This is a genomic window from Mycetocola sp. CAN_C7, assembly GCF_015752285.1.
Classification (GTDB): domain Bacteria; phylum Actinomycetota; class Actinomycetes; order Actinomycetales; family Microbacteriaceae; genus Mycetocola_A.
Genome location: NZ_JADOUY010000002.1, coordinates 398,464 through 411,726, shown reverse-complemented (window position 1 = coordinate 411,726; position 13,263 = coordinate 398,464). Strand labels below are relative to the sequence as shown.

General features: G+C 65.2%; 10 protein-coding genes. 6 read left to right on the top strand and 4 right to left on the bottom strand.

Annotated elements, in window-relative coordinates; all coding sequences use genetic code 11:
* The first annotated feature begins 137 nt into the window (after positions 1–137).
* A complete protein-coding gene (locus IWX78_RS05605; protein ID WP_196832512.1) occupies positions 138–1,586 on the top strand; it encodes a hypothetical protein in 1,449 nt (482 codons plus the stop codon).
* Here IWX78_RS05605 and sucB read toward each other — a convergent pair.
* From sucB to IWX78_RS05590, 3 genes are all read right to left on the bottom strand, one after another.
* A complete protein-coding gene (sucB, locus tag IWX78_RS05600; protein ID WP_196832511.1) occupies positions 1,583–3,073 on the bottom strand; it encodes a 2-oxoglutarate dehydrogenase, E2 component, dihydrolipoamide succinyltransferase in 1,491 nt (496 codons plus the stop codon). The two genes, IWX78_RS05605 and sucB, sit on opposite strands and share 4 nt — an antisense overlap.
* A gap of 69 nt (positions 3,074–3,142) precedes the next feature.
* Positions 3,143–4,516: a dihydrolipoyl dehydrogenase gene (gene lpdA, locus IWX78_RS05595; protein WP_196832509.1), complete on the bottom strand. Its 1,374-nt coding sequence runs from the start codon at positions 4,514–4,516 to the stop codon at positions 3,143–3,145.
* A 95-nt stretch (positions 4,517–4,611) separates the two neighbouring features.
* A complete protein-coding gene (locus IWX78_RS05590) occupies positions 4,612–6,117 on the bottom strand; it encodes a leucyl aminopeptidase (protein ID WP_196832507.1) in 1,506 nt (501 codons plus the stop codon).
* 101 nt (positions 6,118–6,218) lie between these two features.
* Between IWX78_RS05590 and IWX78_RS05585 the strand changes: the two genes are divergently transcribed.
* The 5 genes from IWX78_RS05585 (at position 6,219) to IWX78_RS05565 (ending at position 12,039) form a co-directional block, all read left to right on the top strand.
* On the top strand, positions 6,219–7,157 hold the full coding sequence (locus tag IWX78_RS05585; RefSeq protein WP_196832505.1) for a proteasome assembly chaperone family protein: 939 nt from the start codon (positions 6,219–6,221) through the stop codon (positions 7,155–7,157).
* Between the two features lie 22 nt (positions 7,158–7,179).
* A complete protein-coding gene (locus tag IWX78_RS05580) occupies positions 7,180–8,499 on the top strand; it encodes an MFS transporter (RefSeq protein ID WP_196832503.1) in 1,320 nt (439 codons plus the stop codon).
* Between the two features lie 213 nt (positions 8,500–8,712).
* Positions 8,713–10,032 (top strand): RNA polymerase sigma factor, encoded by a 1,320-nt coding sequence (locus IWX78_RS05575; protein WP_196832501.1) that lies wholly within the window; start codon positions 8,713–8,715, stop codon positions 10,030–10,032.
* On the top strand, positions 10,016–11,320 hold the full coding sequence (locus tag IWX78_RS05570; RefSeq protein WP_196832499.1) for a Mur ligase family protein: 1,305 nt from the start codon (positions 10,016–10,018) through the stop codon (positions 11,318–11,320). Before IWX78_RS05575 ends, IWX78_RS05570 begins: the two co-directional genes overlap by 17 nt.
* On the top strand, positions 11,317–12,039 hold the full coding sequence (locus IWX78_RS05565) for a type 1 glutamine amidotransferase (protein WP_196832497.1): 723 nt from the start codon (positions 11,317–11,319) through the stop codon (positions 12,037–12,039). Before IWX78_RS05570 ends, IWX78_RS05565 begins: the two co-directional genes overlap by 4 nt.
* Before the next feature lie 60 nt (positions 12,040–12,099).
* Here the strand turns inward: IWX78_RS05565 and IWX78_RS05560 are convergent, their stop codons facing one another.
* The gene (locus IWX78_RS05560) at positions 12,100–13,179 is read right to left on the bottom strand and encodes a DNA polymerase IV (RefSeq protein ID WP_442929212.1); all 1,080 of its coding nucleotides are present in this window, start codon (positions 13,177–13,179) and stop codon (positions 12,100–12,102) included.
* Positions 13,180–13,263: the final 84 nt, after the last annotated feature.

The window sequence follows — 13,263 nt, the reverse complement described above, 5'->3', positions numbered from 1 at the left end:
ATATCGACCCTGCACGGCGCGGTTCGGGGACCTCCGCCCTGCCCGCCGTCCCTTCACACCCGGTCGCATCCCTGGAGGTCGTCCACAGCTTCCTCCCGGGCGCCGACCAGCCGGCCGGCGCCGATGACGATGGCCGGATGACCCAGATCTTTCCGGCCCCTGGCACCGCCGTGGGCGGCTACCGTCTCCTGCGCCAGGTCGCCCGCAGCGACGGCAATATCACCTGGCTTGCCAGGAGCGAGAACGACTCGACCGCCGAGACAGCACTGCTGACGATCGCCACGACCGGCGATGCCCTCACCAGGCGAATCGACGCCCACTCCCGAATCCGGTCGTCCCATGTCGTCGAATTGTGGGATGTCGCGACTCTGGCAGACGGGCGAATTCTCCTCGTGACCGAGGCAACCGACTGGACCCTGGCCACCCTTCTCGCCTCCCGGGCCTCGATCTCGGCGGGCGAAGCGGTCACCATCCTTGCCCCGTTCGTCGCCGGCGTCGCCGCCATTCACGCGGCAGGGCGCGTCCACGGCAGGCTGACTGCAGCGACGATCCATTTCACGTCGGATGGTCGCCCGGTGATCGGTGGGCTGGAAAGCAGCCGTGTCGATCCGGTCGACCGGCCACGCGGAGACGGCGGAGTGAGGCTGTCTTCCGGAGCAGAGGACGACTTCCGTGCCATCGGGGCCGTCTTGCGGGCAGTTTCCGAGGTTGTGAACGACGCAACCGCTCAGTCGGCTCTCGCAGAGATCGCGACCTGGCTCGATCCAGCTGGAGAACACGGTTCCGCCACTGCGCTTGCGATGGAGTTGGAGTGCCGCATCTTCGCAATCGCCCCTGCCCTTCCTGTGGTCCTCGTGGCTGATCGGCACGCCTCGGCACTGCCTGGCGATGTGACCTCAGCCCGCACGGAGGCGAGCCGTGGCCTGACCGCGCTGTGGAGGGCGGTAGCCACACTGCCGCTGACGGCCAGACGGCGGCGCCCTCTGAAGAGTTACGGCCTCGGAGATTTTCTTCGACGCGTCGCCCGCGGCAGGGCGCTGATGATCGGTGTCGGTGTCGGTGTCCTGGTCCTGGTGCTCTGTGCAGGGTTGTGGGTGATTCCACCGATGGGTTCGTCGACCACGGGCGAGACGACGAGATCGACCGGCAGCGAGTCGAGCCCGCCGCCTGCCACGGACACGCCGACATCGACATCGACATCGACACCATCGGTCGGTGCCGACGAGGCGACCGCTCTCTCCACAGACGATCCGGTGGCCGCTACGGTTGCGCTGCTGGCGATTCGCGCGCAGTGTGTGGCGTCCGCGAGCAACAAGGAATCAACAACGACCGTGTGTGTGAGCGGCTATGCAGAAAGAGAATCAGCAGTCGACGTCATGGATCGGCACACGCTCACCAACGGCACCGATGACCGTGCGCTGCTCGTCTCGGTTGGCTCGCGAAAGACTATCGAGCTGGTCCAGGCCCATGGCGATGCGGTCCTCCTCCGAGCTGTCCCCGACACAGCGAAACGCCAGCCGGTGCTCGTTCTCGTGGTGAGAACGGACACCGGCTGGCGTCTGCGTGATCTGTTCGAGGCGGACTAGATTCCGAGGTCGGCCTCGAAGTTGCCCTCTTCGAGCCGGTTCTTCACCGCGACGAGGAACCGTGAGGCATCGGCCCCGTCGACGATCCTGTGGTCGTACGACAGTGCGAGGTAGACCATGGAACGGATCGCGATGGCTTCCTGCCCTGCAGCCTTGACGACGACGGGTCGCTTCGTGACGATCCCCGTGCCGAGAATCGCGACCTGGGGCAGGAAGACGACAGGAGTGTCGAACAGCGCGCCACGCGAGCCCGTGTTCGTGAGGGTGAAGGTGCCACCGGCCAATTCGTCTGGCTTGAGCTTGTTGTCGCGCGTCCGCTCGGCAAGATCGGCGATCTGACCGGCCAGCTCGGCGAGGTTCAGGTCGCTGGCGTTGCGGACGACTGGCGTGAGGAGTCCGCGCTCGGTGTCGACTGCGATGCTCATGTTCTCGTGCTCGGGGTAGACGATCGAGTCGCCGTCGATGGTCGCGTTGACCACCGGGTACGCCTTCAGCGCCTCAGCGGCGGCAAGAGCAAAGAACGGCAGGAACGACAGCTTGGAGCCGGTCTTCGAGTGGAAGTCAGCCTTGACCCGGTCGCGCAGGGTGGCGATATTCGTGACATCCACCTCGACGACGCTGGTCAGCTGCGCCGAAGTCTGCATCGAGATGACCGCTCGCTCAGCGACGACCTTACGGAGGCGAGACATCGGCTGTGTGGTTCCGCGCAACGGCGACACCTCGAGCGGGGCGGCCTTGGCGGGCGCGCTCGACGAGGCTGCTGCTTCGCCTGCCTGGAGAACGTCTTCCTTGCGGATGCGTCCGCCGACTCCGGTTCCGGTGATCGTCGACAGGTCGACGCCCTGCTGGTTGGCCAGTCGACGGACCAGCGGAGTCACGTACCCGCTGCCGAGAGATTCTCCTGACGGGGCGGGAGCTGCGGGTGCAGCAGGAGCAGCAGCCGGTGCCGGAGCCGACGGCGCTGCCGGGGCAGGCGCAGGTGCAGACGAAGCTGCGGGAGCAGGCGCTGGCGCAGCCGGCGCAGGGGGAGCGGGGGCGTCTGCCGGAGCGCTGTCGCCCTCCGCAGGTGCTTCGGCTTCTTCAGGGACCTCGGTCGACGGCTCGACGGCGGGGGCCGCTTCTTCCTGCGACTCTGCCGCTGGCTGCTCGGCGGGGGTTTCGTCGGCCGGGGCCTCTTCCGCAGGAGCTTCCTCGGTGGGAGCTTCTTCGGCGGGAGCCTCATCCGCCGGCTCGTCGCCACCTGACGACGAACCGTCGCCGATCTTCACGAGCGCGGTGCCGACCTCGACGGTTTCGTCTTCCTGAACGAGGATCTCTTCGATCACACCAGCGACCGGCGAGGGGATCTCGGTGTCGACCTTGTCGGTTGATACCTCGAGCAACGGCTCGTCGACCTCCACCCGATCTCCCACGTTCTTCAGCCAGCGGGTGACCGTACCCTCGGTAACACTCTCGCCGAGCGCCGGAAGGCTTACGGATTCTGCCATGACCTTGTCTCCTTTGAAACCAGTTCTTACGTATGTAGCTTAGTTCGATCGCACCCGGGCGGGCGCGACCTACAGTGCGTGGAGCGGCTTGCCCGCCAGATGAAGGAACGCTTCGCCGAGAGCTTCGCTCTGCGTCGGGTGTGCGTGGATCAGAGGAGCGAGGTCCTCGGGGTATGCCTCCCAGTTCACCGCCAGCTGTCCTTCGGTGATCAGTTCGCCCACGCGGGCGCCGATCATGTGCACGCCGATGACGGGGCCGTCGTTGACCCGGATGACCTTCACGTTTCCGCTGGTCCCGATGATCTCGCTCTTGCCGTTGCCGGCGAGGTTGAACTCATACGCGGTGATCTTGTCAGCGCCGTACTGTTCAGCGGCCTTCGCCTCGGTGAGGCCCACCGACGCGACCTCGGGGTCGCAGTAGGTGATCTTCGGGATATTCACGTCGGGAATGAGCACCGGCTTGAGGCCGGCGATCTCTTCGACCGCGAAGATTCCCTGCTGGAATCCGCGGTGAGCGAGCTGAAGGCCGGGGACGATGTCGCCGACGGCGTACAGGCCGGGGATGTTGGTTTCGAGGCGGTCGTTCGTGATCACGAATCCGCGGTCGATGGTGACGCCGACTTCTTCGTAGCCGAGGTTGGCCGTCGACGGACCACGACCGACGGCAACGAGCAGAAGCTCGGCGTCGATGGTCTTGCCGTCTTCGAGCGTGATCACAACGCCGTTCTCATCCTGGGTCACGCCCTTGAAACGGACGCCGAGCGAGTAGTTGATCCCGCGCTTGCGGAATGCACGCTCGAGACCCTTCGACATGGCTTCGTCTTCGTTCGGGACGAGGTGGGGGAGTGCCTCGATGATGGTGACGTCCGAGCCGAACGACTTCCAGACGCTCGCGAACTCGACACCGATCACGCCGCCGCCGAGGACGGCGACCTTCTTCGGGATGAAGTCCAGCTGGAGTGCCTGCTCGCTCGTGATGACGCGCCCGCCGATCTCCAGGCCGGGGAGGGATCGGCTGTACGAGCCGGTGGCCAGGATGACGTTCTTACCGGTGACGGTCGTGTCTCCGACCTGGACCGTCGTCGGGGAGGTCAGTCGACCTTCGCCTTCGACGACGGTGATTCCTCGAGCCTTGATCAGTCCCTGAAGGCCCTTGTACTTCTTCGCGACGATGCCCTCGCGGTAGGCGGTCACACCGGCGATGTCGATTCCGTCGAAGGTGGTGTTCACTCCGTACTTGGACGACTCGCGTGACACATCCGCTACCTCTGCTGAGTGCAGGAGCGCTTTCGTCGGGATGCAGCCGCGGTGCAGGCAGGTGCCCCCGAGCTTGTCCTTCTCTACAAGTCCGACGGTGAAACCAAGCTCTGACGCGCGCAATGCTGCTGCGTATCCGCCACTTCCACCACCGAGAATAACGATGTCAAAATTCTGCTCCGACACTGAGCTTCTCCCTCGTGCATCTGGGTTCGTGCTGATGCCGCCGACACGGGTTCGAGCTGGCGACGGTTGGGGGCTGACTAGCCCATACGACCTTACTACGGGCGACCAATCTGTTCGGCCACCTTGACGAGCGTGCGCACGCCCACCCCACTCGGCCCACCTGCGGTGAAGCCGTAGGGGCTATCCGGGTTGTTTGCGGGGCCGGCGATGTCGAGGTGTGCCCACGGAATCGTGGGTGCGCCGTCTGCGTCACTCTGCTTGCCGATGAACTCGCGCAGGAACACTCCGGCGACGAGCATCCCGCCTGCGGTGTTGCCGAGCTTCGCATTCGCGAGGTCGGCGACGTCAGAGCGCAGCACGGAGGTGAGCTCTTCGGCGAACGGCATCGCCCACATCGGCTCGCCGGCGCCACGGGCAGCGTCGAGGACCTGGTCGACGACGACGTCGTCACCCATCACCCCGGTGTAGCGCTTGCCCAGTGCGACGACGGCCGCGCCGGTGAGGGTGGCGATGTCGATGATGACATCGGGATGCTCTTCGCTCGCAGCAACGAGACCGTCCGCCATGACCAGCCGGCCCTCGGCATCCGTATTGGTCACCTCGACGGTCTTGCCGCCCCGAATTCGGAGGACGTCGTTCGGGCGAAGCGCCGATCCCGACGGCATGTTCTCGGCGATGCACAGCCACGCCGTGACCCGCACGGGCAGCTCGAGTCGCGCCACCGCTGCGACGACGGCGAGCACGGATGCTGCACCGGTCATGTCGTATTTCATGCCAACCATGGATGCCGGCGGCTTGAGCGACAGTCCACCGGTGTCGAAAGTGATGCCCTTACCGACGAGAGCGAGGTGCTTCGTTGCGCCGGACGGGTCGTAGGCGAGCTTCACGAGACGCGGTCCGCGGTCGGACCCCTGGCCGACGCCGAGAATCCCGCCGAATCCATCGGCGGCGAGTGCGTCGTCATCCCACGTTGTGACCTCGATCGGCAGTTCGGCGACGGCATCGGCTGCCGCTGCGGCGAGCGTCTCGGGGTAGAGATCGCTCGGAGGGGTGTTCACGAGATCCTTGACCCTGGCGACTTCCTCCGCGACGATGACCGACCGGCTGACAGCGGCGGCGAAGGAGTCCGCGTCACCGACCGTGTCAGCGAGGTGAACGGTGACGGCCGTGACACCGGGCTTCACCGAGTCGAGCGTCGACGAGCGATAGGCACTGAACGTGTAGCCGCCGAGAGCGGCGCCCTCGAGGATCGCCTCGACGTCGCTCGCAGACGACGTCGGGAACGCGAATGCAACGGTGCCCGCCCCGGCGAGCTGACGCACGGCCGATCCCGCGGCGTTGCGCAAACTGTTCTCGTCTGCCTGACGGCCGATGCCGATGACGGCGATGCTTCCCGCAGAACCGACGGATCCGGGAACGCGGACCAACTGGTCTGCGGCTCCGGTTACCCCGATCGAGGCGAAGTGGTCGCCGAGTGATTCGAACCCGGACACCGCGTGGAGCACAGCGGCCGAGCCGGAGCTCAGTGCGCCGACGACGAGCACGTCGGCCGAGGATTCGATGGCGGGGGAGGAGGACACGGAGAGCGCGGGGACAGACATGCCTCCCATGGTAGACGCGCGCCTCAGAGCACCTTCCCCTGTTCGCTGAGCGCGTGCGCCGGCACGGCTCGGGTGTTCCCGTCGCCGATTAGAGTGGATGTATGAGTGTTACCGACGATCTGTTCGAGCTGACGGCAGCGGCATCCGACGTTCCTGACGGTCTCGACCTCGTCGTGTCTCTCACCGGATTTTCGGATGCCGGTGGGGCCGCTGGCCAGTTCAATGAGTATTCGCAGGGCGCATTCGAGAGTGAACCCGTCGCGATCTTCGACAACGATCTCCTCCTCGACTACCGGGCTCGACGCCCGATCATCTACTTCGACCAGGACCATCTGACCGAGTACACGCCGCCGCGGCTCCAGATCTCGCTGGCCTATGACGACCTGCATCATCCCTTCCTGCTCCTCACCGGATACGAACCCGATTTTCTCTGGGAACGATTCGTTCGCGACGTGCTGGGCCTCGTCGACCGTTTCCGCGTCGCGAGGACCACGTGGGTCCACGCGATTCCGATGCCGGTCCCGCACACCCGACCGATCGGGGTCACCGTAAGCGGAACGCGTGAGGAGCTCATCGAGTCGATGAGCGTCTGGCGGCCGCACACCCAGGTGCCGTCGAACGTGCTTCACCTTCTCGAATACCGGCTCGCCGAACGGGGTTCAGGGGTTGCCGGCTTTGCTCTGCTCATCCCGCACTACCTTGCAGACACCGAATACCCGACGGCCGCGATCGCCGCCATCGACAGCATCAGCGCCGCAACCGGGCTGATCCTGCCCACGGACGAGCTCCGCGAAGAAGGAAGGGAGTTCGTCTCCCGCATCGATGAGCAGGTCGGCGGAAACGACGAGCTGAAGCGCCTGGTCGGCACGCTGGAAGAGCGCTATGACACCTACATGGAGGGAAGCGCGCTGAAGTCGCCCCTCACCGACTCCGACGGTTCGCTGCCGTCCGCTGACGAGATCGCCGCCGAACTCGAGAAGTTCCTCGCCGGTCGCAAAGGACCTGACGAACGGAATGCGCCCGGCGGCCTGCCCGCCTGATGGGTGGGCGTAGGCTGGTCAGGTGAATTCCGCGAAATCCTGGCTCGTCTTCTGGGTTGGGGTCTTCGCCTACATCACCGCAGTCATGCAGCGGTCCACCCTCGGCGTGGCAGGGGTCTCAGCGGTCGAACGGTTCGATGCATCCGCGTCGGCGTTCTCCTCTCTTGCTGTGCTGCAGCTCGTCGTCTACGCAGCGCTTCAGGTCCCGGTCGGCGTGCTGATCGACCGGCTCGGACCTCGCGTTCTGATCGCTGCCGGCCTCAGCTTCCTCGTCGTCGGCCAGGTGGTCCTGGCATTCGCGCCGACCATTTCCGTCGCGGTGATCGGGCGGGTTCTGGTCGGAGCAGGAGACGCGGCCATCTTCGTGTCTGTCATGCGCCTGGTGACGTCGTGGTTCTCAGGACCGGTCGTTCCGCAGTTGTCGCAGTGGATGGGGAACCTCGGCCAGGCCGGACAGATCCTGTCGGCGATCCCGTTCGCGTGGCTTCTGCACTCAGCAGGCTGGACCCCTGCGTTCCTCGCCGCAGCTTCCCTCGTCGCACTGGGCCTGGTTCTCGCCCTCGCCGTGATCAGGGACAGCCCCGCCGGTTCGACCGAAGCCCATCGCGCGTCGAGCCTTCGTGAGGCGTTGACCCAGCTGGCCGCAAGCTTCCGGAGACCCGGCACCCAACTGGGTTTCTGGGCGCACTACGTCACGCAGTCATCCGGAACCGTGTTCTCGCTCCTGTGGGGATATCCGTTCATGGTCTACGGACTGGGGCTCAGCGAACCGCTGGCCGCATCGATGTTGCTCGTCGTCGTGGCATCCGGGGTGCTGATCGGTCCGTTGCTCGGCCTGCTCTGCGCCCGGTACCCCTACCGCAGGAGCAACCTCGTGCTCGGCATCGTACTTGCGATCGGCACCGCATGGACCGCTTTGCTGCTCTGGCCGGGCAGCCCGCCGTTCTGGCTTCTCGTCGTGCTGCTCGTTGTTCTCGGTGCCGGTGGCCCCGGGTCGCTCATCGGGTTCGATTTCGCCCGCACCTTCAACCCGGTTCGGGTCCTCGGATCCGCGAACGGTGTGGTCAACGTCGGCGGTTTCATGGCCAGTTTCATCATGATGTTCTTCATCGGGCTCATTCTCGACTCGCAGGCAGGTCCCGGCGCATCGACCGGCGAGCTGTACAGCCTGGAGTCGTTCCGGCTCGCCTTCCTCGTGCAGTACCTCGTCATCGGTTTCGGCGTCGTCATGCTGTTGCTCGCCCGGCGACGGACCCGTCGGAGAATCATTGAGGAAGAGGGAATACAGGTGGGGCCTCTCTGGGTTGCAGCCATGGAAGCTTTTCGGCGCCGTCACCCGTAGAGGCCGCCAGTGCCTCTCAGCGCACCGTGGCTCTCGGTTCCCACAAACCGTGACATAATGTGAAGTAAGGACCCGTTCAAGTCCGTTCTGCCGCCGCCTCCCGAGGCGTGCCCAGCGCAAAGACTTGACATGGGTCTTAGTAATGTCCGAAAACAATCTGGGCCCTCAGCGCTCGTCCGTGACAGCGGCGCTCCGGGACTGAAAGGTGCTCCCATGGCCACCAAGGCCGCACAAACTTCGGCAACGGAAGATCCACAGACGGCAACGAAGGCCGCAACGAAGTCCGCGGAGACGACTCCCGCGAAGAAGGCGCCAGCAAAGAAGGCACCTGCCAAGACCACGACGAAGGCAGCAGCTGCGAAGAAAGCTGCAGAGACTGACGCTCCGGCCGCGAAGGCGCCGGCGAAGGCGCCCGCGAAACGTGGCCCTGCCAAGAAGAAGGCAGACGAGCACGACGAAGAGGTGCACGTCGATCAGACGGATGCCGAACGCGACGAAGCCGAAGAAGCCCGCAAGAAGAAGGCCGAAGAGGCTGAAGCACTCCCTCAGGGTGCCCTCGTGCTGTCGCTCGTCGACGACGAGGACGAAGTACCCGTCTACTCGTCAGCGATCACCGGCGCAACCGCCGACCCTGTCAAGGACTACCTCAAGCAGATCGGAAAGGTCGCTCTCCTCAACGCGGCCGAAGAAGTCGAGCTCGCCATGCGGATCGAGGCTGGTCTCTTCGCCGAAGACAAGCTCTCGCAAATGGATGACACCGAGAAGCGCACGCAGCTTGGTCGCGAACTGCAGTGGGTCGCCAAGGATGGCGCACGCGCGAAGAGCCACCTGCTCGGAGCCAACCTGCGGCTCGTCGTCTCGCTCGCCAAGCGATACACCGGTCGTGGAATGCAGTTCCTCGACCTGATCCAGGAAGGCAACCTGGGCCTCATCCGTGCCGTCGAGAAGTTCGACTACACCAAGGGGTTCAAGTTCTCCACCTACGCCACCTGGTGGATCCGTCAGGCGATCACCCGTGCCATGGCCGACCAGGCCAGGACCATCCGCATCCCGGTGCACATGGTCGAGGTCATCAACAAGCTCGCCCGTGTCCAGCGCCAGATGCTGCAGGACCTGGGTCGCGAACCCACGCCTGAAGAGCTGAGCCGCGAACTCGACATGACCCCCGAGAAGGTCATCGAGGTGCAGAAGTACGGTCGCGAACCGATTTCGCTGCACACCCCGCTCGGTGAAGACGGTGACAGCGAATTCGGTGACCTGATCGAAGACACCGAAGCTGTCGTGCCTGCTGACGCGGTCGGGTTCACCATGTTGCAGAAGCAGCTGGAGAGCCTGCTCGACTCCCTGAGCGAGCGTGAGGCCGGCGTCATCCGGATGCGCTTCGGTCTCGGTGACGGTATGCCGAAGACCCTCGACCAGATCGGTGACACCTTCGGCGTGACGCGCGAACGGATCCGCCAGATCGAGTCGAAGACGATGGCGAAGCTGCGCCACCCGTCGCGGTCGCAGTCGCTTCGTGACTACCTTGAGTAAACCGACCGGTCTGCACTACGTCCTTCCCATCCTCGCCGGCCGCCTGACGCGTTTCGCTACGCGCCTGCGCGGCGGTGGCAGTGCGATGCCCGGCGTCGTCGTCCAGAAGCTCGCACCGAACGTCATGCGTGATGTGGCGTCGCAGCTTCCGTATGGTGTCGTCTTCGTCCTCGGGTCGAACGGCAAGTCGACGACGACGAATCTGCTGTCAGCGATCATGCGCGAACACGGACTGCGGGTCTTCACGAACCCATCCGGTGCGAACATGCCCCAGGGCATCGCATCGGCGATGCTCGCTGAGACGTCACTGACCGGCCGGATGGATGCGGACATCGCCATCCTCGAAATCGATGAGGGCTACGGTGCGGTCATCGCCCGTCAGCTCAAGCCGGACACGGCCGTGATCCTCAACCTGCTCGTCGACCAGATCTACCGGTTCGGTGAACCAGACAAGGTCGCTCAGATGTTCCGAGGCATCGCCGCCGAGATCGGGTCATCGATCGTGCTGAACCGTGACGACAACTTCCTCGGAACGCTCGGTAGCGAACTCGAGGCCGAGGGCCGGCTCGCCGTCGAATACTTCGGGGTGACTCCCGAGGTACAGGCGTCAGCCCCGCACGGTCAGGTGTCTGCCAGGGACTTCTCCGGCGCTGCGGCCGCCGAGCTCCGCCACGCGGTCGCCGAAGTGGTGCACGCAGACGGATACGACGCGAAAATCAGGTTCGGTGACACCATTCACGACGTTCGGATGCCGTCGCGCGGCATCCACTACGCGGTCGACATCGCCGCGGCGTTCACTCTTGCCGCTCGCAACCTCGGACCGAAGTTCGACATCGCCAAGGCTGTCTCCGCGGTCCAGACCACGAAGACGGTCTACGGGCGTGGAGAAATCCTCACGGTCGACGGCGTCGAGATCGAGATCCTCATGCTGAAGAATCTCGCGAGCCTGCAGCTCAACCTCGACTACCTGCAGGGCACCCCGGATTCGGTGCTCTTCGCGTACGACGAATCGAGCAAGGATCCGTCATGGCTCTACGCTGCCGACCTCAGCCGTCTCGACCACGTCGACGTGATCTCCGGGCCGAAGGGCGCATTCGTCGCGCTGCGGCTCGCCTACGAAGGCAAGGACTTCGGTGTCATCGAGCCTGACGTCACGAAGGCAGTTCAGAGGATGCTGGATGGCCCCGTTCCCGCCAGCGGTCGCCACACCTTCTTCCTCGACTACGACCAGATGATGGCCACCCGCCGATACCTCGGCTACAAGGACCTGGAAGCGGGTGCTGCATGACGATCCGAGTCCTCGAGCTCTACCCCACCGATCTGTCGCTGAACGGCGATGTCGGCAACCGCACAGCTCTTGTTCGGCGAATGCGCCTCGCTGGTCTCGACGTCGAGGAGCTCAGCTACTCCCCGGGGAGCGAGCTTCCGGCATCCGCCGACATCGTGCTCATCGGTACGGGATCGTCGAGCGCCGTGCGTTCGATCGCGTCTGACGTGGAGCGGATCGCGCCAACGCTGCGGGCCTGGTCTGACGACGGCGTGGTGATGGTGGCGGCCGGAGCCGGATTCCATCTGCTCTCCGCATCCGTCCGGTTGAGCCCCACCGAGGTCATTCCCGGGGCAGGCGTGTTCGGAGGTTCGGTCGACAACACGTCGCGCCGGATCATCACAGAGGCGTTCGCCATCCAGAGCGATTTCGGTCTGCTGATCGGTACCGAGAATCACACATCCACCTACACCGGTCTGCCTGATCAGAAGCCGCTGGGGCGGGTCAGGAACGGATTCGGTAACGGAGACGGCACCGACGGCGCCGTCGTGCGCAACAGCCTCGGCACCCACTGTCACGGGCCTTTCCTCGTGCTCAACCCGACGATGGCTGATCACCTCATCCGTCTGGCGGCGCAGCGTGCGGGGGAGGACTACCGTCCAGGTCCCGAGCACGCCGACCTCGACCAGGTCGTCGACCTCGCCCGCAACATCCTCCTCGCGAAGCTGCCAGCAGCCTGACCGTCTGGTCGGCATCTGGCCCCCGCATTCGCCGGGGCCGGGTGTCAGCCCTGGTGGAGGTCACCAGCCGCTCCTGATCGGTGTGTGTCCGTCACGAGCGTCGTCAGGCAGAGTCATTTCGGCGCGGAAGCCGAGCAGGCGGATCGGTCTGCCCTCCTCGATCCGGGCGACGAGGTCAAGCGCCCGGGCACGTACGACCTCCTGGTCGACGGTCTGCGGGATCTTCTTCGTGAAAACCCGGGTGACGAACGGCACATACCGCACCTTAAGTGTGAGACCGATGACGGGGCGTGATTCAGCCGCGACGTCCTCGAGAACGCGGGCTACCAGTTCGCGCGCCGCCGTCTGAACCTCATCGGATGTGACCAGGTCCTGCTGGTAGGTCGTCTCCCTGCTGTGACCGCGGGCCACCCACGGTGTGTCGTCGACCACACGGCCGCCCTCACCCCGCGCCAGCTGACGATACCAGGGCCCCATCTTCGGACCGAACTCCGTAACCAGCTTCTCCGCCCCTGCGGCAGCGAGATCGGCGACCGTGACGATGTCGAGCCCGGAAAGTCGACGGGAGATCTTCGATCCGACACCCCACAGATCGATGGTCGGCCTGTCGCCCATCACTTCCAGCCAGTTCGCGGCAGTCAGCCGGAACACCCCCTGCGGTTTGCCGAATCCGGTCGCCACTTTGGCCCGGACGAGGGTGTCACCGATGCCTACGCTGCAGTGCAGCCGCGTGCGCTCGAGGACCGCTCGTCGGACCTGCAGCGCATAGGCCTCGGGGTCATCGCTTTCGATCCCGAGAAACGCCTCATCCCAGCCCAACACCTGCACCCGCGCACCCGGCTGCTCGCGCAGTGTTGCCATCACCTCCCGCGACGCCGCCGTGTACGTGTCTGCGTCGACGGGCAGGAGCACCGCGTCCGGCACCTTACGGGCTGCGATTCGCAGGGGCATCCCGGATCGAACACCGAACGCGCGGGCCTCGTACGAGGCAGTAGACACGACGGCACGCTCGGTGGGGTCGCCGCGTCCTCCGACGATCACCGGAATGCCGGCCAGTTCAGGATGCCGTAGCACTTCGACGGCAGCGATGAACTGGTCGAGGTCAACGTGCAGCACCCACGGTTCGCGCTCTGAACTCACGCGACCAGTCTGCCGTCGGTGCGCCGTTCTGCCTAGAGGAGCGGCCGGGTCCGGGCAGGCCGACACCGGGCAGACAAAAAGCCG

What these genes read in the sequence shown, in the direction of transcription:
- IWX78_RS05590 (WP_196832507.1), bottom strand. Translation starts at nt 6,117, where the DNA reads ATGTCTGTCCCCGCGCTCTCCGTGTCCTCCTCCCCCGCCATCGAATCC.
- IWX78_RS05605 (WP_196832512.1), top strand. Translation starts at nt 138, where the DNA reads ATGACCCAGATCTTTCCGGCCCCTGGCACCGCCGTGGGCGGCTACCGT.
- IWX78_RS05575 (WP_196832501.1), top strand. Translation starts at nt 8,713, where the DNA reads ATGGCCACCAAGGCCGCACAAACTTCGGCAACGGAAGATCCACAGACG.
- IWX78_RS05565 (WP_196832497.1), top strand. Translation starts at nt 11,317, where the DNA reads ATGACGATCCGAGTCCTCGAGCTCTACCCCACCGATCTGTCGCTGAAC.
- IWX78_RS05585 (WP_196832505.1), top strand. Translation starts at nt 6,219, where the DNA reads ATGAGTGTTACCGACGATCTGTTCGAGCTGACGGCAGCGGCATCCGAC.
- sucB (WP_196832511.1), bottom strand. Translation starts at nt 3,073, where the DNA reads ATGGCAGAATCCGTAAGCCTTCCGGCGCTCGGCGAGAGTGTTACCGAG.